Source organism: Microcoleus sp. T2B6 (assembly GCF_036700475.1).
GTDB lineage: Bacteria > Cyanobacteriota > Cyanobacteriia > Cyanobacteriales > Microcoleaceae > Microcoleus.
The window spans coordinates 12,844-33,871 of the sequence record NZ_JAUBOZ010000010.1; the positions used below are offsets into that span (position 1 = coordinate 12,844).

The following is a 21,028-nucleotide window of genomic DNA, read 5'->3' on the forward strand; positions in this document are numbered from 1 at the left end:
ATAATTGGGCATGACTCGTCAGTTAAGCTGGCGAGCAATGCTCACCTTATTTTTTCTAGCAGGGAGCATAAAATTGAAAAAATGATTCAGGGTTTGCCAGATGAGTGCTGAGGGTGAGAGCGATCGCGTAGAACGTCAGGCAGTTTTTCAGCCTGAGTTTTTAGAAGACCTAGAATATTGGGTACAAACTGACCGCAAGATGGCGTTACGCTTAATCAAAATGGTCAGAGAAATTCTGCGAGACCCGTTTGAAGGCATTGGCAAGCCGGAACCCCTGAAATACGAGTTGTCGGGCGCGTGGTCGCGTCGCTTGAATAAAGAACATCGTATTGTTTATTTAGTAAGTGATGAGCGTATCAATTTTCTTAAAGGGCGCTATCACTATTAGTAAAGCGAGCAAAGTTGAAACCTTAATTTAGTGGGAGTTAGAATTTTATGTCAACTGAGATTACATATGCTGAAGCTCAAGCAAATTTAGAAAATCTCTGCGACCGCACTGTTGAAACGGGGGAAGTAATAGTTATTACTAGACCTAACGGCAAAAATGCGGTTTTGATGTCTGAGGTCGAATTAGAAAGTTTGCTAGAAACTCTTTATTTGTTGAGATCGCCCGTTAATGCAACTCGTTTGCTGACAGCATTAAAGAGAGCTAAAGCAAGAGTTGTTCAACCTCAGACACTCGATGAAATTTGCAAAAAATTTGGGCTTGATGAAGAGGATGATACTGAGGATAAGGTAGCGATCGCTAGTAACAGCTTACAAACCGATCGCGATCGACAACTGCTAGACAGCATCAATGATGATTATGCAGATGGACTAGATCCCTTACAGCAAGCTATGCTAGGAGGAATGCGTCAGCATCAGCGACAATTCACAGAAACAGAATCGTAATTTTTTAGGTAGATATTTACATCACAATCTTCAACTATACTCTAAACTTGGGAGGAGCTGTTGGTGACTTCAATATTAATCAAAGATTTGGCAAACGAACTAGAGCTTCTTACCGAAGATCCCGTGGAAAGATTTATTACCAGTGGGGTAAGTTGGCAACAGTATGAACAATTACTGACTCAACTGGGAGATAGTCCTTGGTATCGGGTTACTTATTTAGATGAAGTGCTGGAAATTATGTCCCCAAGTCGCCGTCACGATCGAGATAAAACCAATATTGGGATGCTGCTAGAAGCGTATTTTCAAGAAACACGGACTAGGTTTTGGGGATTGGGTTCAACTACCTTCCGCATTCAAGCAAAAAAGGGCGGTACAGAACCGGACGAGTGCTATTGTATCGGTACAGAAAAAGAATTTCCTGATTTGGCGATCGAGGTTGTACTCAGCAGTGGCGGCCTGGACAAGTTAGCAGTTTACAAAAAGCTCGGAATCACAGAGGTTTGGTTCTGGAAAAATCGTCGCTTTGAGGTTTATCATCTTCGGGGAGAGGAATATGAAAAAATGCAGCAAAGCGAGTTGCTGCCGAATTTGGATTTATCAGTGATTGCAGAGTATGTACAACGGCCTGACCCCCTTGAGGCTGTGTTGGAGTTTCGGGAAAGAGTTAGAGAAAATTTAAGGGGAAGCTGAGATTTAATATCGTTCTTTACTACCAAACATCTCCCTCAATATCCTCAAGCAACAACTTTTTACCTTTTTTCAATTATTCTCTAGTTTGATCAATAATTTCTTGTAATTCTGGATTAGCGATGGCTGAGACTAAGTGGGAATCCGCAGCAGCCAAAGCAGCGCGTAACTTTTCCGAAGTCAGTGCGGGATATTTTTCTAACACCTGCTGTTGAGTCCATCCCGCAGCAAAGAGCCCTAGCAAAAATTCTACAGACAATCGAGTTTCTGGCGCTGCTGGTTGACTTGTTGAAGCTTTCGGGTTTGGATGAATGAGCTTTCGCCAGTCCATTGTTTTACTTAAACGATTTGGGAAGATTCCGCCGATTATACTGCATTTGGACACAGTAGAAACACGGATATCGTTGACTGACTTTGTAACAGTGCCACCGCAGGTCATACCATTTTAGATTTTAGATTTTAGATTTTAGATTGGGAATCACTGATGAATTAAGGGTTTGAAGCTTGGCTAGAGTCGCATTTTTTGGGAACTGGTGTCATTTCGCGATTTTGCCATTAAATTGTTATTACGATCGCAGTACAGCACTTTCTTATAGACTAGAGTAATGGGGTAGGGACGGGGCGAGATACCTTTTTGCTTCAGTCCGTTTCAATACCAAACCGCGAGCGCACTAGATCTTAACCCACTGTCTAACGAACTGTGCAACCCACTGTGCAATCCACAATACAACTACTTTAACTACTTAAAACTATGGGAAAAAAGTCGAAAGCCAAAAAATCCCAGGTCAAAAAATCCAGTTTGCTCTGCCAGCGACTCCAAGAAGCTCTCGATCGAGGCAGCAAAGTTTGGATTAAAACAAATAATAGCAGTTTCGGCGGCATCCCGATTAATTTGTTCGGGGAGTTTGTGGAACTTTTGGTGATAGTTCCCCCTAACGAACAGGCGGAACATATCGATGCTTACGGACAAGTTACGTGGCTGATTCGACTCTCTGATATTATTGCACTGGCTTACCCTACTGAATATTGGTCTAAAGATAGATTAGAAAGTTTGCTGCCACCAGATGCAGTTACTTCCGAAGTAGGAGATTAACTGCGTAGGGTGTGCATTGCGTACCCTAATTTTAGCTGAGTTGTATTTGGTATGGTGTGCAATGCACACCATACATTTACTATTTTTTAAGCTGTTTTAGCAGCCAACATATACACCTCTTCCACCGATTTTTATCAGTTTAATTAGTTGTTGCAAGCTGAAAGCTGCACTTTACAACTGCCGCCCTCTAGTTCGCTGCAACCGGCGAGAGCTTGAGCTTCTGCTGCGGCTTGATCGTCGCCCCAGCCCGCACCGGCTCCTCCTTTGCCTACTGCGATCGCTCCACAATTATTACTATTAGATGTCAGCGCTTCGCAATCGTTAGCACCTCCGCTTTGTTCATTGCAGACGGCTACTGCAGCGTTTAGTGCTTCTTTCTCTGTAGCATAATCCCAACTAATACCAGTGGCGTCAGAAGTCGGAGAATAAGCAGTAGCTCCATAGCTGTCCTGAGCTTTAGCTACCTGGACTGAGCCAAAAAGAGGAAGTGTCAAAGCTGTGACTACAACCCACTTAGAAAAAAGCTTTTTCAGCATATTTACTTACGATATTTACCAGGTTAAGTTGCGAGGTTCGCTCAATATTAGATTAGGAGATTAAGTCCTGTCAATAGTGTTAAACAATCTTTATATTTCTTTTAAATTAAAAGTGTTTTAGGTAACGAAAAGTAAGATGATGGAGGTCAATTCAGTGGCAGATATCCGCAAAATCCTCAGCCAACTCGCTGCCCAAGAAGGGCAGCTACTCGATACCCAATTCCTGGCTCCATGCGTGCGCGGGGGAAGCGTGCGGGTAAGAGTTAGCTCAATGGTTTATACTTTTCAACCGCAGCCGCGCAACTTTGAAGGATGGGCGATTTTTAGGCCGATTAATGAGGAAATTGCTGCAGTAATTGAGGAGCCGATTTTGCCGCAAGTGGCAGAGTATTTGCAACTGCTCGTACCCGTTCGCTTGCACTTAGCCTGCGTGCTGCAAGGGCAAACGTGGCTGGCTTATCCTGTTAATGAATCTGATGCTAAACAGCGTACTGGTGTTGCGAAACCCGTAGCAGTGCATTTAGTAACTAAAGGTTCGCAGTTTGAGCAGATCGTTGCGCGGTGGGACGGTCATTGTTTGTGGTTTGAAGAGATTGACAGGCGCGCCGATCCGCGGCAGTCTGAGAACTTAAAAGCTGCTTTGAAAAAGTTGATTTTGCCTCAAGAAGTTCGCTTTAAAGGGATGACGCCGGAAATGCGAACTGTTTACGAATTGGTGTCCCGAAATATTAAAGATTTCGATCCGAAAGTGCGGGATCAACAGCGCTTGCAGCGGGCGCTAAAAATGGGTGGCGGTGAATTGCGGGATTTTTGCGATCGCAAACATTATTGGCTGGTTGAATGGACTAGCGGGACTGGAGAACATCACACTTCTGCGATCGCCAAAAATGACTTGACAGTTATGAGTGCTGGCATTTGTCTCAGCGGATTGGACAAAGACTTCGACTTGCAATCATTGGTTGGAGTAGTTGAAGATAGATAGGAAATAATGACTACTGACTACTGACTACTGACTACTGACTACTGACCATGAGCATATTTTTTCACGAACAACTTTACAGAAGTGCCGCAGTGATGTCGCAGATCAAAAATTTCCCGGTAACGGTGTGCGGGGCGGGCGCTTTGGGTGCGAATATTACAGAAAGTCTGGCGAGATCGGGCTTTTGTCAGTTAAAAGTCATCGATCGCGATCGCATCGAGGAACGCAACCTTTCCACTCAACCCTATTATCGATCGGACATCGGCGCATTCAAAGCCAAAATTCTCGCCAACAACCTCTACCGGGCTTTGGGAGTCAGCATTGACGCGCACTCAAAAGAATTGACACCCGCAAATGCCGATCGGCTGCTTGCCAACAGCGCCACAGTCATCGATACTTTTGATAACAGTGTCGGGCGGCAAGCAGTCAAGGATTACTGTGCGAGTGCCTCCCTTCCCTGCGTGCACGTCGGATTAGCTGCCGATTATTCCGAAATAATTTGGAACCAACACTATCGGGTTCCTTCAGCGGCGAATGATGACGTTTGCGATTACCCGCTGGCGCGAAACTTGGTAATGCTGACGGTTGCAGTTGCTTGCGAAGTAATTGTTACCTTTGCTGCTACCAAACAGCAACAAAATTTAACTTGCACGATCGGAGATTTTGCAGTAAAGCCACTTATATTGTAGAATGTCGGTTGACTGTTGCCAGAAACCTGGTCAATCAAGATTGGATGCCCCCATCCTATAAACCCGGTTTCTCACCCTCAAACAATCGTCCAAATTACAAAAAACGCTTGAAAATTTAACAGGGAAAGTATGGCCGGAACACAGACTTTTTATTATTTACTAGCAATTCTCGCTCTATTAGTTTTGACTGGCACAAGTAGAGCCAACTATGCAGCAGGCTCCGCAGTTTGCCACACTGATGATTGCCATCAACCAGCAGTGAAACACCATAAAAGGATTTTAAAATGCGGCTCGAAAGGGCACGATGTGAAGAAACTGCAAAAGTTGTTGAACGCGCGGGGATTGTCCCCACACCCGATCGTAATTGATGGCGTGTTCGGTCCGACAACCGAAGATGCAGTGAAAAGATTTCAGCGACAAGCGGATATTCCTGTAGACGGAGTTGTGGGAGGCAAAACTTGGGACAGACTGTTTGCTAGTTTGTAACTTTAAGCACCGGACAACAAAGGTTCCTAAGTCAGTCGATTTTAGATTTTAGATTTTAGATTTTAGATTTACTCGATAACAGATGAATCTGGAAGCTTAAACTCTGTAATCTAATTTTTTTTCTAGACCCTCGATAGCCTCGGAAAGCAAGTACCTGTGTTTGGGTGGAGTCATCATTGCTAATCATTAATCGCTGCGGTTTGTAGTTGGACAGATAGCGCATTTTGTGCAACTACAGACACAGAAGCTTTAATCAACAATCAATCGCCTACTAGATTGCTAATGAATGAAGTTTTAGATTTTTGGTTTGGTCGATCGAACTCTCCTGAGTTTGGCAAAGTTCAAAAGAAATGGTTTGAAAAAGATGCGGATTTTGATGCCCAAGTGCGATCGCGCTTTCTGCCGCAATACAAACTAGCCGCCTCCGGTAAACTCGACTCATGGCAAGATTCCCCCGACAACTGCCTCGCATTAATTATACTGCTCGATCAATTTCCGCGCAATATGTTTCGCGGAACGCCTCAAGCATTCGCCACAGACAACAAAGCTTTAGCCACCGCCGAATACGCTGTTAATAATAAATTCGATCGCCAATTGCTGACTGTACAAAAATTATTTGTTTATCTGCCTTTTCAACACAGCGAAAATTTAGAAAACCAGCAAAAATCTGTCGAACTATTTCGCCAACTCAGCGGCGAACCTGACAGCGATTCACTCATTGAATACGGGATGCAGCATTTAGAAATAATCGAGCGTTTTGGGAGATTTCCCCACCGCAATCAAATTCTCGGCCGCGAAACAACTCCCGAAGAAGCCGAGTTTCTGAAACAACCCGGTTCGGGATTTTAAAGCGCGCTCGCAAAACCTTTAGGCTACTTAAATTATCAATATGTGCTTCAAACACCAAGAATATATGGCAATACGCTTGGGTTAAAACTGTTTATTCCGGGCGATATCCCCCTAAATCCCCCTGATTGTTGGGGGACGCAAGAGTAAGTTCTTGTCCCCCCCTTCGTAGGGGCGGTGCCCCCGTGCCCGCCCTAGGCGCCGGCGGGATCGGGCTTAACTGAACCCTATTGGAATATATGGAACAATTAATAGGATTTAAACTAAGTAAATTTCCTCTAACTCTCAGAAGCATAGTCAATTTAGAGTATTTCGAGGGCCCGCTACTATCGCTTTTTGAGAATGAATACGGCGATAGCTATCTTTATTCTTGGTGCGATGTAGATAATTTGTACAATCGCTGGTTGGTTTTCAGAGTTGCACAACTAACTCTCAAGCTTTACATAGAGGGACAAGTTTCATTGCACGAGTTAATTGTAAATCCTGTTGACGGATTTCTATATTCATTAGATATAGACAATGATTTACAGGTGAAAAACACTTATTTAATTCTGCCTGAAAATTTACCGGCAATCTACTTGCCCGAAACAGATTCCTATTACGAACTGTCTGATTTAAATCGCGAAACTGCTGAACAAGATAGGTTATTAATTATTCAAGAAATTTCCGGCGAATCTCAACTGAGCAAGGTTTGAAGCTGACTAAAAAACCAGATCCCCGACTTCTTGAAAAAGTCGGTATCTAATAGATCGCCCAATCCTCAGCGGCGATACTGCACCCGATAAATCCGGTTATTCGCTTCCTCGGTAAACAGCAAACTCCCGTCAGGTAAAACCAGCAAACCAACCGGCCTCCCCCAAGTTTTCGGGCCCGACGGATCTGTGAGAAAACCAGTCAGAAAATCCTCATAATAACCTTGAGGGCGTCCGTTCGCCGCATTAAAAGGTACAAACACGATTTTATAACCAGTTCCAGCGTTCCGATTCCAACTGCCGCGAAACGCCACAAATGCGCCGTTGAGAAATCTTTTGGGAAACGTTTTGCCGTCGTAAAACTGAAGCCCCAAAGCGGCCGAGTGCGCATGAAACAGCACGTCTGGCATTAATGTTTTAGCAGCTAAATCAGGTCGATCGCTATTGCCATTTCTGGCGTGTCGCGGGTCGAGCAAATTCGGCTTAAAATAAGTGTAAGGCCAGCCGTAAAACTCACCTTGACGAATTCTTGTCAAGTAATCCGGCACCAAATCATCTCCCAAACCGTCGCGTTCGTTGACTGTCGTGTAGAGTTGATTGGTTTTTGGGTGAAAATCCAATCCCACCGGATTTCGCAAACCGGAAGCAAAAATTTGCTGGTTCTTGCCGTCCAAATTCATGACTTGAACAGACGCCCTCGGCAGCGGTTCGACATCGGCATTAGACTGCGATCCAACTGAGACGAAAAGCTTGCTATTGTCGGGGGAAACGACAACATTTCGCGTCCAGTGTTGGTTGTAGCCGCCGCCCGGTAAATCGGCAATTTTTTGACCTGTACCAGTTAATTGTTCCTGCCCTTTTGTGTAGGGAAATCGGCGGACTTCAGCGGTATTTCCTAGGAAAAAATAGCGATCGGCAAAAGCCATGCCAAAGGGAATATTTAACCCGTTTTGGGCACTTGCAAAAGTCTTGCGAACCTCAGCAACCCCGTCGCCGTTGGCATCTCGCAACAGCGTAATCCGATTCTGCCGGGTTTCTGTTACCAAAACATCGCCTGTCGGCGTCACAGCTAGCCATCGGGGAGCGTCTAAATTGTCAGCAAAAACGTTGACGACAAAGCCAGGAGGCACTCGCAGCACTGGCGATGCGGGAATCGGTATTACTTGAGGAGGTTTTGAGGCGCTTTCGCTGGCTCCTGGCTGCGGCAAAGAAGTTGCAACAATACGGATTGGCTGCGGCGACAGCGGTTTGGTCGGTACAATTTGATTTGTCCCAACATTTGTCACCGGTGCACGGGAGGGAATTTGCGAGACGGGGCTGTTGTCGCCCACAGCAGGGGCGATCGCATCTGTAGCTCGATCGCACGCAATCATCGGCAACAGCAGAATTAGCAGCAAGAAATGCAGGTAATACATAGCAGCGATTTCTCCACAATTGCTGGACAATTCTATTATTCTAACTGCTATTAAACAGCTAAGCCACCGCGCAGGCGGTGGCTTAATTTTATTTACTGATACCAGTTGTACAAAACAATGCAATTGTAGGCCAGCGATCCAAACCTTGAGCTCGATCAGTCAATCGATTTTAGATTTTAGATTTTAGATTTTAGATTTTAGATTGAAGAACGCGACCCCACGAATGAATCCGGGGGCCCCGGATCAAATTGCTTGATTGTCATTGCCAATTCCCAATCGAAAATCCAAAATCAAAAACCGAAAATAGTATAGCCTAGCTCTACCAAAGTCCTCTCACAGGAGCCGGACGAGGAGCCGGAGCCGGAATTGGACGGGGAGCCGGCATCGGAGCCGGACGAGGAGCCGGACGAGGAGCCGGACGCGGTGGCGGTTCTGGAGCCGGACGCGGTGCTGGTGCTGGGGTTGCGGGACGAGCAACCGTTGTGGCTACGACCTTATAATCGGGGATCACCGCGATATTTTGTATCTGAGATCCGGCGACGGTGGCTCTGACTTTCATTCCCGGTACTAGGCCAATAATTCTCAGGACGCATCTTTGAATCCTGAGAGTCCTGTACGGCGCGTTTTCTTCGCGAATAGTTACTACATCGCCGACAATATCTTTGACAAAACCGACAATGGTTGTAGTGTTTGCTGTGGTGGTGGTCTGCGTTTGGGCTATTTGAGTTGCAGGGTTAGCCATCGCAGGATGTACTGAGACCGCCGAAATTAGCACCGACAGTGTTGCACCTGTCAATAATTTGATGTTCTGAAGACGCATTGAAACCTCACATTAACTGCTATTCAGGGTTGGGTTTGCTTCCGCTGCACGAAAGTCCCAACTTCTATACCTAATCCAGTTTAATCCCCAGAGTAGGAAATTTATGACAATCTCAAAAAAAGATTATCGAACAAGTATTGAAAGACTAAATTTTACATCATAAGTTCCCGATTTACAACAAGTTCAGCGGTTTGCATCTCTAGAGTGTTGCCGTGATATATTGAGTTTATTCGAGCGACCGTAGCAGTTTTTTTCCGCAGACCTAACTGTTGCTGGGAGGAACTCTACCCAAAGACAGATTGTGCTTGCCGGATACTGCAGCGCCATAGTTTGAATACTCGATCGCCCGCTGGTCATTGCTAAAAAATCAAATTAGTCGGAGGTAAAATTTAATCATTTTCTGGCAAGATGTACGCCTAAACCGGGTTTTGTAACGACATTCTATTGCGGAACTCGACTGAGCAGCTTATAAAAACCTTGTTGTTTTGGTATTATTGCCTAAGCTTTGTGTTGAGTTACAAGTGATCGGTGGTGGAATTTCAACTAAAAACTGTGCAGCGCAGTTGCCGTCATTCGATTTTAGATTTTAAATTTTAGATTTTAGATTGACACCACGGATAAATCCGGGGGCTTGAGGATGCAAGGATTTTGGATTTGGGATTGATTCCACGGATAAATCACGTGGCGGGTACCACCTTTGAAATTCTTGGTCAAAAAGCCATATCAAAATTTTTCGGATCGGGTGCGGTTGGCGGATAATTAGATAGGAACTTTGTAGGAACTGCTGGTTAGGAGTTTAGCGAACAAAAAAATGGTGAACAGCAAATTTTTATTTAATAAGCTAGTTGTGCTTAGCTTGAGTGCAGCCGCGCTGTCGGTGGGCATACAGCAGCAGGCGACGGCCGAAGTTGTGGCTAATTCAAGTAATAGTGCGATCGCAGCGCAGCGGCCCACCTCCGAGACACAATTGCCGAATCTCGGAGCCCCAGAACTGCCGCCCTTGGGAGAACCATTTCGTTATCTTCCCCAGGAACCAAATCCTGCGGTAAATCCTATTGAGGAAGTGCGTTTAGTGCTGAAATTGCGAGAACGCCGCGTCTATGTTTACCGACGAAATAAGGTGCAAACCAGTTTCCCGGTTGCTGTGGGAAAAGGCGGGTGGGAAACTCCTACCGGCAATTTTAAAGTTATGCAAATGATCAAAGATCCCGTTTGGCAAAATCCTTGGACAGGAGAACTTATTCCTGCTGGGCCAGACAATCCATTAGGGAGTAGGTGGATGGGGTTTTGGACGGATGGCAAGAATGTGATTGGTTTTCATGGTACTCCGAATCCAGAGTCGATCGGGGGGGCGGCTTCTCACGGTTGTGTCAGAATGTTTGATAAAGACGCACAGGCTTTATTTGAGAAAGTCGTAGTTGGCACACCGGTGATAGTTGAGCATTAGTTATTAGCAAGTATAAAAACATCAATTCCCGGCGATTGAAATCGCGGCTACACATACAAAGTCCGCCTGCGCGGACTGAAGAATTTCTTAGTCCGCGTAGGCGGACTTCGTTTGTATAGTAGCGGTTTCAACCGCCGAGGGATCAAGGGGTGTGGTTTCAACCGCCGAGGGATCGAGTAACGAACCCGGATTTGACCAAATATTCGATCGCACCTTGGCGGCTGGTTGGATAGTTGAAAAGCGATCGGGCATTTTCCCCGTTGGTACCGCATTTTGAATACCGCACCAATGTCAGCACAGAATTGGCTAAAGATTTCTTTACCCTCCGGATCGGTTGTGCGACTCAATGATAATACTAAAAGATTAAGGTAACAAACAAAACAAGGTATCAGCAGCTATTGCTTCTAGTAATGGTGAAGCTGACTACGATATATCGTTAATTTAACAGGAGTTAGGCTTGCATGAACTCAAAGCAAAGGTTAGCTGACTTAGAAAATATTCTGGATTCGTTATATGAAACTCTCGGTGAGGCACAAAAGCGTCGTGCCTATGCTAACGATATCTTTGAAAAAAACTCGATAAAGCAAAGACTTCGCCGGGAAGTTTTACCAGAAATTCGCAAGTACGAGGAGGAGTATTGGTCGCTTTTGGCGGAAGAACCACCCGATTGCGTGGACGAAGTGGCTGCGAGTCACGCCATTGTTAAGGTTGTGGAGGAAGTAAAACTGATTCAAAGCCAACCTAATCAATATCCCGATGAGTTTATGCAGAAGTTGCAGAAGATTCTCGACAAGGTGAATGAACCGCAGACACCTGCAGCAGGTAAGCTGATAGCCACTCTGCCTTTTATACCTGGGATTATGTCTTATGAGCTTGAACTAGATACAGAAATCTCCTTGAAAAGGGTATTTGCGGGAATTAAAAAACTCTTAAAAAAAAAAGAGTACAACAAGATCAACCAGTTCCACCCACACCAGTAATAATTGATGAGCGGATTAGTGAAACAACGCCATCAATTCCCCAAGAACCATCAGTTGTACGCTCACAACTTTATCAGGCGATTGAGCAACCAGGGGCATTAATACGCGTAAAAACTTCCAGACCCAGGGCCACAATCTATTTAATACCCAATGAAATTATCAAGGTTCACACTCCGAAAAACTATAAAGCAGTTCGCGTGAACTTTCAGTTTGCAAACAATGATTTAACCAACTCTGATCAGTTATTGCAGTGGTTCTGTGCCCAAATTACGTCGGAACTTCAGCTACAAAATACACTAGCTGAGTCTTGGCAGGGAGAAAGATCGAGCAACATGAACTGTACTGACTATTTTGAAAAATACCTGTTACCGAAAATCCCAACCGCCCTTGTCTTGGTCTTGTATAACGTGGAGTTGATTCTTGAAGATCGAGCGAGCGATGACGACTTTTTTCGATTGCTGAAAGCTTGGCGTAATAAGGCTGCAAACAACAAGACTTGGGAAAAACTGCGGTTGGTAATTGTGTATTCTCAAGACCACAATCCGCCTTTTTCTGTAGGAGTAGTAATTAATTTTTTATAGCCAGAAGCGAGACAATGAGGTTTCACATTTGCATAATTGGTATCAACAGTATTTCACAGTAATTGGAGAATTAATTTATGTACGAATTCTCAGGAAATTTACCCCTCAATTCGCCCACATACGTCGAGCGTGAGGCAGATGAAAACTTATACAAAGCATTGATATCAGGGAAGTTTTGTTATGTCCTGAGTCCGCGACAAACTGGCAAATCAAGTTTGAAAGTGAGAACAATGCAACGGTTGGAAACAGAAGGGTTTGATTGTATTGATATTGACCTTAATATGATCGGCAAGGATATCACAATAGATCAATGGTATGCAACGGTGATCGATTGTCTGGCAACACGCATAAATCCCCCCGATTTTAATGTCACTAGCTGGTGCAATCTTTATCGTGAACAGTCGGCGGTGTATCGATTGAGAAAATTTATTGAAGAGAAATTGGTTCCTCATCCCAACAAAATTGTCATTTTTGTAGATGAAATCGACTCTGTGCTCAGTAATAGCCTCAAGGGCAAGCTAGATGACTTTTTCGCATTGATCCGAAGTTGTTCTAACCAAGGGGCTAGTCAACCAGAATTCAAGCGTATAACTTTCGTGCTGTTAGGGGTAGCTACTATCTCAGAATTGATCGCAGATCCAAAGATCACCTCGTTTAATATTGGTACGGCAATTGAGCTTAAGCGCTTTCATCTGGATGAAGCTAGACCTTTGCTTCAGGGATTAGAGGGGAGAGTTAGCAATCCCCAAGCGGTACTGCAAGAGGTCTTAGCTTGGACGGGTGGGCAACCTTTTCTTACCCAAAAACTTTGCGCTCTTATAACAGATGGTATGGAGGCATCGGGAGTAGAACAATTGGTGAAACAGCAGATTGTCCAAAACTGGGAATCCCAGGATAACCCGGAGCATTTGAGGACTATACACGCTCGCATTGTTCCCGGTGGTATTGGTCACATACTCTCCCGTCTGCAAAGTGTAGATCGATTACTAAGGCTATATGAGCAAATTTTAGATAATGATGAAATCCCTGCTGATGACAGTTATGAACAACAAGAATTGCTGTTATCAGGGTTGGTCGTTAAACAGGATAGTAAACTAAGGATTTACAATCCTATTTATCGGATTATTTTTAATTTTCAATGGCTTAAACAACAGCTAAGATCGGTCGAAAGTCAGATATCAAATCAGCTACAGAATCAGCGACCTTACCAACACGAAATAACGCAATGGCTTGCTAATAATCGACCCGAATCCAAACTGTTGCGCGGGCAAAAATTAACTAAGGCACGCGAATGGTATGAGGGTAAAACATTAAGCCCAGAAGACAATGATTTTATAATGAAAAGCATAGAATTGAAAGAGCGAGAGATCCAGGGCCAGTTGATCTCAACAATTCGTCAGAGCCAGGGCCACTTGATCTCAACAATTTGTGTAAGCCTAGTGGGTTTGGTTTTGGTAGTCGGCGGGTCTAACTGGCATATTAAGGATGTGAATGATAAATTATCTAGCGGAGGTGAGCGGACTCTCTTTAAGGGCATTGAAAATTCTAATCGAGATAAAGGTATTGAAGCTTTCAAAAAACATAAATATGAAGAAGCTTATAGGTTTTTTAAAAAAGCGAGAATAGCCGATCGTAAAGATCCAGAAGTAGAAATTTATTTCAATAATGCCAAAGCTTTGAAAGAGCAGAAATCCGGAAACAAGGAAAAGAAAGAATTAGTCACTCTTGCAGTAGTTGTACCTCTGGATAGTAAAGACGAAATCGCTCAGGAAATCTTGCGAGGAGTTGCACAAGCACAATATAAATTCAACGACAAAAAACAGAACCGATTCTTGAAGATTCTAATAGCTAAGGATGGGAATGACCCCAAGAAAGCAGAAGAAGTTGCTAAAAAGCTCATAAAAAACCAAGATATTATGGGAGTGATTGGACACAATACCAGTACAGTTACGGAAGCTGCACTACCTCAGTATCAAACAGGTGAGCTAGCCATAATCTCCCCCACTACCACTAGCACTAGCCCTACACTCACTAGCGCTCAACCGGAGAGCCGGGTTTTTTTCAGAACCGTGCCGAACGACACAGAAACTGCTAAAAAATTAGCTATTTATGCCAAAAAATACACAAAAGTTGGTATTTGCAATAACCCTAATAATACATATAGTGATAGCCTAACAAAGGCGTTTACAGACTCTTTTGAAAAAGACGGTAGACAAGTTGTAGGAGAGCCGATTGATTTGACCTATCCTGCACTGGATGCTTCTGGCGTAGTTGCAACAATGCTTAATAATCAAGCTAATGCCTCTGTATTGTTGCCAGACACAGAGACAATTTCTGTGGCAATTGAAATTGCCAGCGCCCAGGAAAAACTAAGCCAGTCTGGAACCAAAAAGCTACAGCTACTCGGAGCGGATGCTTTGTACAATCCAAAGATTTTCGACGGCGGAGAAGCTGTGGAAGGTTTGGTTTTAGCTGTACCTTGGTTTCGAGATCAAAAAAATTCAAAAACATTTGCTGCTGAAGCTAAGGAAAGATGGAAAGGGAATGTTAGCTGGCGCACAGCAACCAGTTATGATGCGACTCAAGCTTTAATTAAAGCTCTGCCTGTGGCTCAAAAACCCTCCCGCGATGCTGTATTGAAAAACCTCAAATCTATTAATCTTACAGCAAATGAAACTTCAGGAAGTCCACTAAGTTTTGTTAACGGTGAGCGCGAAGGCCAAAAACCAGTTCTCGTCAAGGTATTTAAAGGTAGTAATGGTCTCGATTTTAAACTGGAGAATGAGTGATATCATGTCCGGTCGAGCGACCGCGGTTTTTGTAGGGGCGGGTTCACCAACAATACCTACTAATAATTGACCATCTCAAAAACCCGCCCCGACCGGGATATTATGGTTAATCGATCGGACATGATATGATAATTCCCGGCGATTGAAATCGCGGCTACACATACAAAGTCCGCCTGCGCGGACTGAAGAATTTCTTAGTCCGCGTAGGCGGACTTCGTTTGTATAGTAGCGGTTTCAACCGCCGAGCGATTTTGATATTAAATAGATTGCTGATATTTTTCCAGCAACTCCGGGATGTAATCGTAGCCATCAACACCGATCGCCGGAATGATATTCGCTCGACTTTTCGCCAAAGCTTGTTTAAAAGATTCCGCCCCCATTTGACCCCGCAAAATTGTCAACAAACCAGCCGATTGACGCCACTCCATCGCACCAATTTGCTCCAAAGTATACATCCCCAAACTGCCGGCAAATATCGCTTTTTCTAGTGAGTTGATTCTGTAATAAGCTTGAGCCAAGTAAGCCAAATTCAGACCTTGCAAATATAAATCCCCTGAGAATTGAGCCGCTTGCCAACCTTTGAGCAAATATTCGATCGCACCTTCAGCATTTTCCAGGGCGATTTTAGCGATACCGAGACTGCTGGAACAAAAAGCTTGACTTTGCCTGTCTCCCAATCTTTCCGATAGCAACAAACCTTGTTCCAAATAACCGATCGCACTCTCATAAACCTCTGGTTCCACTTCCTCCAACTGCCGCGCTTGAAACACTTCGCTGTAACCCAAATTAGCCAGAGCATTTGCCTCGCCTTGTCGCTCTCCCGCTTGTCGTGCCATAATTAAAGCCCGCTGGCTGTAATTAATCGCTTCCTGATAATTTTTTTGAGCAACATAGTTGCGGCTGATGTGATTGAGATTGGCAACTTCACAAGCTTTGTCTCCTTCGGTACGGGCAATTTCCAGCGCTTGCTTGTGCAGCAAGATCGATCGCTCGTAGGCCCCAGCCGCCTGCATCGAATAACCCAAAAGCGTCAGAATCCGAGCTTTTGCTTGAGTGCCCTCAACTCGGCGCAGCGGTTCGTCTAAATAATCCAAAGTATGCCGCAGAGCTTTACCATCAAAGGAAGCGAAAATCCCCCCGTAAAGTGGAAAGTATTCTCGCTGAGAAAAAGCGCGCAAAATTTGCAAAGTTACTTGAAAACAAGCATTTGCCAACTGCTCCCCGCTCTTGGTAGAATTATTAAACCCACTAGCTAGCTGACTCCAAATTACCGCAAAAGTAATGTAAGTAGAAATTGAAGCTTTTGTTGACACTTTGGAATCGTAAACTTGCTTGTCAAACCATGTCGCCAACGCCCGCTGCAAGCACTGCAAAATAATCGCCACTTCCACCAATATGCCTAAATCTAAATTCGATTGCTGGGCTGCGAATTGAACTACAGATTCACCTAGCGCAATAGTATTCAAAAGAGCCTGGGGAAAGGGACTGTTAACTTTTTTAGCCCAAAAAGCCCAAGGCCCATTTTGTTCGGGACTACCGGCAAATCCTAGCTGCTGCGGCTGATAAATCCAGCCCACAAGTTCCGGTTCCAAACGCTGCCAAGATTCTAAACCTTTAGCGATGCCGGCGGTGATTTGCTGCAAATCTTGTTCGGTTTCGGGATTAGAAGTTTGCAGCATTTGTTGGTGCAGAGATTTGGCTAATTGCTGCAATTGATCGAGAGTCAGCGGATGTTCTTTATTCGGATCGATTACTTGCAATAATGCCAGGAGGCGGGCGTTAGATTCGGCGGTAACGATTTGTTGGATTGAGGATGCAATTGCGCGATCGACGCGGTTATCTTTCTGCCAGCGTTCCCATTCTCCTTGGATGGTTTTGAGCGCTCGGAGGCTGCGATTTGCCTTTGCTTGTTTGATTTCGTCTTTTTCATTTCTGAGTTGATTTTCGGCGGCATCAAGGCGTTCGCCGAAACAGCGTTCAAATATTTCGCCAGTACCGGTGCTAATGTCTTGCACCAGCATTTGATAAACTTGTTCTTTGGAGCGAATTTGACCTTTGAGGGTGATTTCGACAATTTTGTCGATTAGTGCTAGGTAGCGATCGCGCAATGAGGTAGATTCAGGCATAATTTATTTTTAGTTAATAAGTTTTTATCGACAGCGCTTGCAGCTTGCACAATTTCATGCTGCTATTTAATTTTACAGCTCATCTGGATTAATGCCCATTGCTCGCAGTCGATCGGCTAAACGATTTGCTCGCTCTCTTTCTGATTCAGCTCGTTGCCTTTCAAACTCGGCTCGTTGCCTTTCTGATTCAGCTTGCTGTCTTTCAATTTCAGCTTGCTGCCTTTCAAACTCGGCTCGTTGGCTTTCCAATTGAGCTCGCTGTCTTTCAAATTCTTCTGGAGTCAGAATCAAATTGCCATTAATATCATACCAGCGCAACCACAACCTTTGATTTTGCAGGAAAGCACCTTCCCACAAACCCAAACTTAACTGTATTTCCGGTATCCAAAATCGAGAACCTGTTAACAATTGTTCGCGGTAACGGTTGCCAATTAACCGAAATACCCTCAATTGGTTGTTGTATTTGCTAAAAACAAAGTAATAAGGAATCTTCAAAATTATTTCGTAAACCTGCCACTTAGTCGGCGGTTTGTTTGGTTCTGATTCTGTCAGTCCTAAATCTTCATCTTCCGTACCAGGTGACAGAAATTCGATCGCAATTAAAGGAGTTACTGCTTCGTCCCAAATCACGTAACTTTGGCGCAAGTCTCTGTCTTGGTAAAATCTCGAAACCCCCACAACTAAATACCAATCGGGTCTTTTGTACCAATTGGGATGGTTGGAGTCGTAGTATAGATTGAGATCGCTGGCCGAGAAGAGGCGATCGGGTGGATAATTAGAGGGGAGGCAGCTATCGCACAAAAGTTGTGCTTGCCACCGATGATATTCGTCAGGCAAACCTGGTTCCTCCGGGTCTTCACTGGGTAGATCGTACATCGTAGGGAGGACTTTTGTCTGGGAATGCTGCGAATCCGGTACGTACATCGTCATAAGATTACCCGGGCGAGACGGCTTGAGGAGATTGAAGCGGTACGGCAATTGTAATATTATAGCGCGATGTGATTTCTTGCTGCAGAAAGTCGGTATCTTTTGCACCGGGAATTTTATCGAGATAGCAATTTTTTACTGCTAACAGAAAGCCTGCGATCGCTTCTGATGAATTTGGGGAGTCGGCTACCTTCAATAAATATTGCCATTAACTCTCATCTTGGTCGTTAATATCTAGCGGTGCAATCGCTGAGTTTATCCTCTGTTCCGCTGCGGTTTATTGGGTTTAAATAGTGCAGCCTTAACTCAAAAAAATTAGCTGGTGAATGGCCGTCTGTTGTGCCTTCTTTCTTGGCAATGAGTGGGTTGCCAGAAAGTTGGGCTAGCAAAACGGTGATGTTTCTGTCGCCGGCTATTTCGGTTTTAAGGTTTCGTAGATTTTGAGCAGCCGCAGTGGGTTGATGGCAAAGTTTCCCAAGAGGACAAATATGTAAATTCCCCAGATGTAGGCATTTTTGGGAAGTGATTTGATGAAGGGGCGATTGCTTTGTTCAGCTTTGAGAGCATTGATGTATAGCCTTTCTCAGAAAGATGAGGTACTCATGGGCATAGGCCTCCGGGGGCATAGGCCTCCGTGGGCATAGGCCTCCGTGGGCATACCTCACCACGCTTGAGAACCGCTATATACACGGAGATTTGCGATCGTTGATTGTGAGCAATTAGCTTCAGGTTGTGCCAAAATTTTCAATGCTGATTCTAGGTTTGATACAGCCTGATTTAACTCCGGTGAAGTTAGCGTCTTTGCTTTTTCTTGAAGGTGAAGAGCAATACTTAGCAAGACAGGGGCCGCAGGGCTACGCACATTTGCATCGGAGTCTTTCAGCAGCGGAACTAGCTGCGGCACAACAGTTTTAGCTTCTGCACCAATCCTCCTCAAAGCAGAGGTTGCACTACCTACGCACATTTGGATTGGAGTCTTTCAGCAAGACAATTAGCTGCGGCAGTGCAGTTTAAGCTTTTGCACGGATTTTATTCAAAGCAGAGGCTGTACTACTACGCACATTTGGATTGGAGTCTTTCAGCAAGACAATTAGCTGCGGCAGTGCAGTTTTAGCTTCTGCACCAATCATCCCCAAAGCATTGGCTGCACTACTACGCACAGTTGCATCTGAGTCTTGAAGCAGGGAAATTAGCTGTGGCACAGCAGTTTTAACTTCTGCACGCATCCTTGCCAAAGCATAGTCTGCACGGCTACGCACAGTGGCATCGGAGTCTTTCAGCAACAGAATTAGCTGCGGCAGTGCAATTTTAGCTTCTGCACCGATACTTCCCAAAGCATTGGCTGCACGGCTACGCACAGTGGCATCGGAGTCTTTCAGCAACAGAATTAGCTGCGGCACAGCAGTTTTAGCTTCTGCACCCATCCTTCCCAAAGCATAGTCTGCACGGCTACGCACAGTTGCATCGGAGTCTTTCAGCAACAGAATTAGCTGCGGCAGTGCAATTTTAGCTTCTGCACCCACCGACACATCTGAGTCTTTCAAGGTTTTGACAAAGGCAGGAATAGCAGGAAAACCAATTTGTCTTAGAACCTCAGCAGCACTCTGGCCGACTGACAAATTCTGATCCTGCAAAGCTTCCATCCAATCAGGGATGGCGGGTTCACCTATTTTTCGTAACAGCTTAATAGCTGCATCAAGTGCCGTTTCATTGTTACTCTTTAACTTGTCGGTGAGGGAGGCAATCTGTTTGGGATTAGCTGTGGGTTCCTCCCCAATTCCACCCGCAGCATTGCGAGTCAACAGCAAAGGCGATGTGAAAGATAGAAACGAGAGGGCAATTACGGCAGCTAATCTTTGTCGGCAGTGCTTCGTCATGGGCTAGAATCCTTGTGTTTGATGAGCCGTCTCAGCCATTGGAATAATTGTGTATACATTCTCATCAAACTGTTTCAGGACTCCGGGGCATCTAAATTTGTGCTTGTCCGTGGTGAAATCGATCGCCCTAAATACTGCTTGAAAAGGGGGACTTTAAGAACATTCGGCAGTCTAAGGCATAATGAGATATCTTATATTCGTTCTATGATGTGTTTATGATTTCCGAACCCCTTACCCTCTCAACAAGCAATCCTGTTTTAGCAGCCAAAGGATTAACTCGTCGTTTTGGTGGTTTAATTGCGGTAAACGACGTATCTTTCACAGTTCAAAAACACGAAATTTTTGGATTAATCGGCCCTAACGGCGCGGGCAAGACAACTCTATTTAATCTCATGACTGGACTGATACCTGCTTCTAGTGGCAACCTGATTTATCAAAATGAAAATATTTCCCAATTGAAGCCTTATCAAATTGCCAATAAAGGTATTGCCAGAACTTTTCAAAATATCCGGTTATTTGGGGAACTTTCTGCTGTGGAAAATGTGGCGATCGCCCGACACATCCATAGTCGATCGGGCAATCCAGTTTTATCGGTGCTGGCGGGGATTTTCGGCTTGCCAGCATCTAACGCAATGGAACGCACAACCCAGCGGAAAGCCTTAGAATTGTTGGAGTTAGTCGGATTGGGCGATCGCGCGGGCGAACAAGCCAAAAACTTGTCCTACGGCGACCAGAGGCGCTTAGAAATTGCCCGCGCTTTAGCCCTAGAACCGCAAATACTCTTGTTAGATGAACCGGCAGCGGGGATGAATCCCAATGAAAAGCACAAATTAAGCGAATTTATCCGCGAAGTACGACAACAATTCAATTTAACTGTAATATTGATCGAGCATCATGTACCGCTAGTTATGGGATTGTGCGATCGCATTGCCGTCTTGCATTTCGGTCAGCTTATTGCCTTGGGCGAGCCTGCTGTTGTGAGGAATGACCCGGCTGTGATTGAGGCTTATTTGGGAGATGAAAAATAACTAAGGAAACCCGGCGATTGGAAATCGCGTCTACACAAACAATGTCCGCCTACGCGGACTAAGAGTAATATTAAAAAATCACATATTGCACCATTATTACACATTCTGTAGGGGCGGGTTCACCGACAATAATTGCCTA

24 protein-coding genes are annotated in these 21,028 nt (G+C 44.7%); 15 read left to right on the top strand and 9 right to left on the bottom strand.

The window, feature by feature from the left end:
• Window positions 1–100 precede the first annotated feature (100 nt).
• From QUA00_RS06750 to QUA00_RS06760, 3 genes are all read left to right on the top strand, one after another.
• Window positions 101–388, top strand: a complete 288-nt coding sequence (locus tag QUA00_RS06750; RefSeq protein WP_333145287.1) for a Txe/YoeB family addiction module toxin — start codon at window positions 101–103, stop codon at window positions 386–388.
• A 47-nt stretch (window positions 389–435) separates the two neighbouring features.
• Complete coding sequence (locus tag QUA00_RS06755; protein WP_333145286.1) at window positions 436–891, top strand: type II toxin-antitoxin system prevent-host-death family antitoxin; 456 nt, start codon at window positions 436–438, stop codon at window positions 889–891.
• A 63-nt stretch (window positions 892–954) separates the two neighbouring features.
• Complete coding sequence (locus QUA00_RS06760) at window positions 955–1,581, top strand: Uma2 family endonuclease (RefSeq protein ID WP_333145285.1); 627 nt, start codon at window positions 955–957, stop codon at window positions 1,579–1,581.
• 73 nt (window positions 1,582–1,654) lie between these two features.
• Here QUA00_RS06760 and QUA00_RS06765 read toward each other — a convergent pair whose 3' ends face one another.
• Window positions 1,655–2,017 carry a DUF433 domain-containing protein gene (locus QUA00_RS06765; protein WP_333409151.1) on the bottom strand — a complete coding sequence of 121 codons (363 nt, stop codon included), beginning with the start codon at window positions 2,015–2,017 and terminating at the stop codon, window positions 1,655–1,657.
• Window positions 2,018–2,329: 312 nt separating this feature from the next.
• On the opposite strand from QUA00_RS06765, the gene QUA00_RS06770 reads away from it, so the two are divergent.
• A complete protein-coding gene (locus QUA00_RS06770; RefSeq protein WP_333039029.1) occupies window positions 2,330–2,671 on the top strand; it encodes a hypothetical protein in 342 nt (113 codons plus the stop codon).
• A 143-nt stretch (window positions 2,672–2,814) separates the two neighbouring features.
• Here the strand turns inward: QUA00_RS06770 and QUA00_RS06775 are convergent, their stop codons facing one another.
• Window positions 2,815–3,207: a DUF4189 domain-containing protein gene (locus QUA00_RS06775; protein ID WP_333309265.1), complete on the bottom strand. Its 393-nt coding sequence runs from the start codon at window positions 3,205–3,207 to the stop codon at window positions 2,815–2,817.
• 136 nt (window positions 3,208–3,343) lie between these two features.
• Between QUA00_RS06775 and QUA00_RS06780 the strand changes: the two genes are divergently transcribed.
• From QUA00_RS06780 to QUA00_RS06800, 5 genes are all read left to right on the top strand, one after another.
• On the top strand, window positions 3,344–4,189 hold the full coding sequence (locus QUA00_RS06780) for a hypothetical protein (protein WP_333145282.1): 846 nt from the start codon (window positions 3,344–3,346) through the stop codon (window positions 4,187–4,189).
• A gap of 47 nt (window positions 4,190–4,236) precedes the next feature.
• Entirely contained in the window at window positions 4,237–4,875 is a 639-nt protein-coding gene (locus tag QUA00_RS06785; RefSeq protein WP_333145281.1) for a ThiF family adenylyltransferase, read from the top strand.
• Window positions 4,876–5,004: 129 nt separating this feature from the next.
• Window positions 5,005–5,361, top strand: a complete 357-nt coding sequence (locus QUA00_RS06790; protein ID WP_333145280.1) for a peptidoglycan-binding domain-containing protein — start codon at window positions 5,005–5,007, stop codon at window positions 5,359–5,361.
• Between the two features lie 282 nt (window positions 5,362–5,643).
• A complete protein-coding gene (locus QUA00_RS06795; RefSeq protein ID WP_333409152.1) occupies window positions 5,644–6,210 on the top strand; it encodes a DUF924 family protein in 567 nt (188 codons plus the stop codon).
• A 236-nt stretch (window positions 6,211–6,446) separates the two neighbouring features.
• The gene (locus tag QUA00_RS06800) at window positions 6,447–6,902 is read left to right on the top strand and encodes a DUF6575 domain-containing protein (RefSeq protein WP_333409153.1); all 456 of its coding nucleotides are present in this window, start codon (window positions 6,447–6,449) and stop codon (window positions 6,900–6,902) included.
• Between the two features lie 65 nt (window positions 6,903–6,967).
• Here the strand turns inward: QUA00_RS06800 and QUA00_RS06805 are convergent, their stop codons facing one another.
• On the bottom strand, window positions 6,968–8,314 hold the full coding sequence (locus QUA00_RS06805; protein ID WP_333409154.1) for a sorbosone dehydrogenase family protein: 1,347 nt from the start codon (window positions 8,312–8,314) through the stop codon (window positions 6,968–6,970).
• A gap of 319 nt (window positions 8,315–8,633) precedes the next feature.
• Window positions 8,634–9,134, bottom strand: coding sequence for an autotransporter (locus QUA00_RS06810; RefSeq protein ID WP_333409155.1), 501 nt, complete (start codon window positions 9,132–9,134; stop codon window positions 8,634–8,636).
• Between the two features lie 811 nt (window positions 9,135–9,945).
• Here QUA00_RS06810 and QUA00_RS06815 point away from each other — a divergent pair.
• The 5 genes from QUA00_RS06815 to QUA00_RS06835 all read left to right on the top strand — a co-directional run bounded on the left by QUA00_RS06815 (window position 9,946) and on the right by QUA00_RS06835 (window position 14,931).
• Entirely contained in the window at window positions 9,946–10,581 is a 636-nt protein-coding gene (locus QUA00_RS06815) for a L,D-transpeptidase (protein ID WP_333409156.1), read from the top strand.
• A 151-nt stretch (window positions 10,582–10,732) separates the two neighbouring features.
• Window positions 10,733–10,858, top strand: a complete 126-nt coding sequence (locus tag QUA00_RS06820) for a hypothetical protein (protein ID WP_333101647.1) — start codon at window positions 10,733–10,735, stop codon at window positions 10,856–10,858.
• Between the two features lie 184 nt (window positions 10,859–11,042).
• Window positions 11,043–11,561 carry a hypothetical protein gene (locus tag QUA00_RS06825; protein ID WP_333409157.1) on the top strand — a complete coding sequence of 173 codons (519 nt, stop codon included), beginning with the start codon at window positions 11,043–11,045 and terminating at the stop codon, window positions 11,559–11,561.
• Between the two features lie 35 nt (window positions 11,562–11,596).
• A complete protein-coding gene (locus tag QUA00_RS06830; protein WP_333409200.1) occupies window positions 11,597–12,142 on the top strand; it encodes an AAA-like domain-containing protein in 546 nt (181 codons plus the stop codon).
• A 77-nt stretch (window positions 12,143–12,219) separates the two neighbouring features.
• Window positions 12,220–14,931, top strand: a complete 2,712-nt coding sequence (locus QUA00_RS06835) for an ABC transporter substrate-binding protein (protein WP_333409158.1) — start codon at window positions 12,220–12,222, stop codon at window positions 14,929–14,931.
• 257 nt (window positions 14,932–15,188) lie between these two features.
• Here the strand turns inward: QUA00_RS06835 and QUA00_RS06840 are convergent, their stop codons facing one another.
• The 5 genes from QUA00_RS06840 to QUA00_RS06860 form a co-directional block, all read right to left on the bottom strand.
• Window positions 15,189–17,057 carry a tetratricopeptide repeat protein gene (locus QUA00_RS06840; RefSeq protein ID WP_333409159.1) on the bottom strand — a complete coding sequence of 623 codons (1,869 nt, stop codon included), beginning with the start codon at window positions 17,055–17,057 and terminating at the stop codon, window positions 15,189–15,191.
• A gap of 72 nt (window positions 17,058–17,129) precedes the next feature.
• Window positions 17,130–17,987 carry a Uma2 family endonuclease gene (locus QUA00_RS06845; RefSeq protein ID WP_333409160.1) on the bottom strand — a complete coding sequence of 286 codons (858 nt, stop codon included), beginning with the start codon at window positions 17,985–17,987 and terminating at the stop codon, window positions 17,130–17,132.
• Between the two features lie 4 nt (window positions 17,988–17,991).
• Window positions 17,992–18,180, bottom strand: a complete 189-nt coding sequence (locus QUA00_RS06850) for a hypothetical protein (protein ID WP_333147463.1) — start codon at window positions 18,178–18,180, stop codon at window positions 17,992–17,994.
• Window positions 18,181–18,645: 465 nt separating this feature from the next.
• Window positions 18,646–18,948 (bottom strand): hypothetical protein, encoded by a 303-nt coding sequence (locus QUA00_RS06855; RefSeq protein ID WP_333409161.1) that lies wholly within the window; start codon window positions 18,946–18,948, stop codon window positions 18,646–18,648.
• Between the two features lie 46 nt (window positions 18,949–18,994).
• On the bottom strand, window positions 18,995–19,861 hold the full coding sequence (locus QUA00_RS06860; protein ID WP_333147460.1) for a HEAT repeat domain-containing protein: 867 nt from the start codon (window positions 19,859–19,861) through the stop codon (window positions 18,995–18,997).
• Between the two features lie 215 nt (window positions 19,862–20,076).
• On the opposite strand from QUA00_RS06860, the gene QUA00_RS06865 reads away from it, so the two are divergent.
• Window positions 20,077–20,889 (top strand): ABC transporter ATP-binding protein, encoded by an 813-nt coding sequence (locus tag QUA00_RS06865; protein WP_333147458.1) that lies wholly within the window; start codon window positions 20,077–20,079, stop codon window positions 20,887–20,889.
• Window positions 20,890–21,028: the final 139 nt, after the last annotated feature.

What these genes read in the sequence shown, in the direction of transcription:
- QUA00_RS06750 (WP_333145287.1), top strand. Translation starts at nt 101, where the DNA reads ATGAGTGCTGAGGGTGAGAGCGATCGCGTAGAACGTCAGGCAGTTTTT.
- QUA00_RS06755 (WP_333145286.1), top strand. Translation starts at nt 436, where the DNA reads ATGTCAACTGAGATTACATATGCTGAAGCTCAAGCAAATTTAGAAAAT.
- QUA00_RS06765 (WP_333409151.1), bottom strand. Translation starts at nt 2,017, where the DNA reads ATGACCTGCGGTGGCACTGTTACAAAGTCAGTCAACGATATCCGTGTT.
- QUA00_RS06770 (WP_333039029.1), top strand. Translation starts at nt 2,330, where the DNA reads ATGGGAAAAAAGTCGAAAGCCAAAAAATCCCAGGTCAAAAAATCCAGT.
- QUA00_RS06775 (WP_333309265.1), bottom strand. Translation starts at nt 3,207, where the DNA reads ATGCTGAAAAAGCTTTTTTCTAAGTGGGTTGTAGTCACAGCTTTGACA.
- QUA00_RS06780 (WP_333145282.1), top strand. Translation starts at nt 3,344, where the DNA reads ATGATGGAGGTCAATTCAGTGGCAGATATCCGCAAAATCCTCAGCCAA.
- QUA00_RS06785 (WP_333145281.1), top strand. Translation starts at nt 4,237, where the DNA reads ATGAGCATATTTTTTCACGAACAACTTTACAGAAGTGCCGCAGTGATG.
- QUA00_RS06790 (WP_333145280.1), top strand. Translation starts at nt 5,005, where the DNA reads ATGGCCGGAACACAGACTTTTTATTATTTACTAGCAATTCTCGCTCTA.
- QUA00_RS06795 (WP_333409152.1), top strand. Translation starts at nt 5,644, where the DNA reads ATGAATGAAGTTTTAGATTTTTGGTTTGGTCGATCGAACTCTCCTGAG.
- QUA00_RS06800 (WP_333409153.1), top strand. Translation starts at nt 6,447, where the DNA reads ATGGAACAATTAATAGGATTTAAACTAAGTAAATTTCCTCTAACTCTC.
- QUA00_RS06805 (WP_333409154.1), bottom strand. Translation starts at nt 8,314, where the DNA reads ATGTATTACCTGCATTTCTTGCTGCTAATTCTGCTGTTGCCGATGATT.
- QUA00_RS06810 (WP_333409155.1), bottom strand. Translation starts at nt 9,134, where the DNA reads ATGCGTCTTCAGAACATCAAATTATTGACAGGTGCAACACTGTCGGTG.
- QUA00_RS06815 (WP_333409156.1), top strand. Translation starts at nt 9,946, where the DNA reads ATGGTGAACAGCAAATTTTTATTTAATAAGCTAGTTGTGCTTAGCTTG.
- QUA00_RS06825 (WP_333409157.1), top strand. Translation starts at nt 11,043, where the DNA reads ATGAACTCAAAGCAAAGGTTAGCTGACTTAGAAAATATTCTGGATTCG.
- QUA00_RS06835 (WP_333409158.1), top strand. Translation starts at nt 12,220, where the DNA reads ATGTACGAATTCTCAGGAAATTTACCCCTCAATTCGCCCACATACGTC.
- QUA00_RS06840 (WP_333409159.1), bottom strand. Translation starts at nt 17,057, where the DNA reads ATGCCTGAATCTACCTCATTGCGCGATCGCTACCTAGCACTAATCGAC.
- QUA00_RS06845 (WP_333409160.1), bottom strand. Translation starts at nt 17,987, where the DNA reads ATGACGATGTACGTACCGGATTCGCAGCATTCCCAGACAAAAGTCCTC.
- QUA00_RS06855 (WP_333409161.1), bottom strand. Translation starts at nt 18,948, where the DNA reads ATGTGCGTAGGTAGTGCAACCTCTGCTTTGAGGAGGATTGGTGCAGAA.
- QUA00_RS06860 (WP_333147460.1), bottom strand. Translation starts at nt 19,861, where the DNA reads ATGACGAAGCACTGCCGACAAAGATTAGCTGCCGTAATTGCCCTCTCG.
- QUA00_RS06865 (WP_333147458.1), top strand. Translation starts at nt 20,077, where the DNA reads ATGATTTCCGAACCCCTTACCCTCTCAACAAGCAATCCTGTTTTAGCA.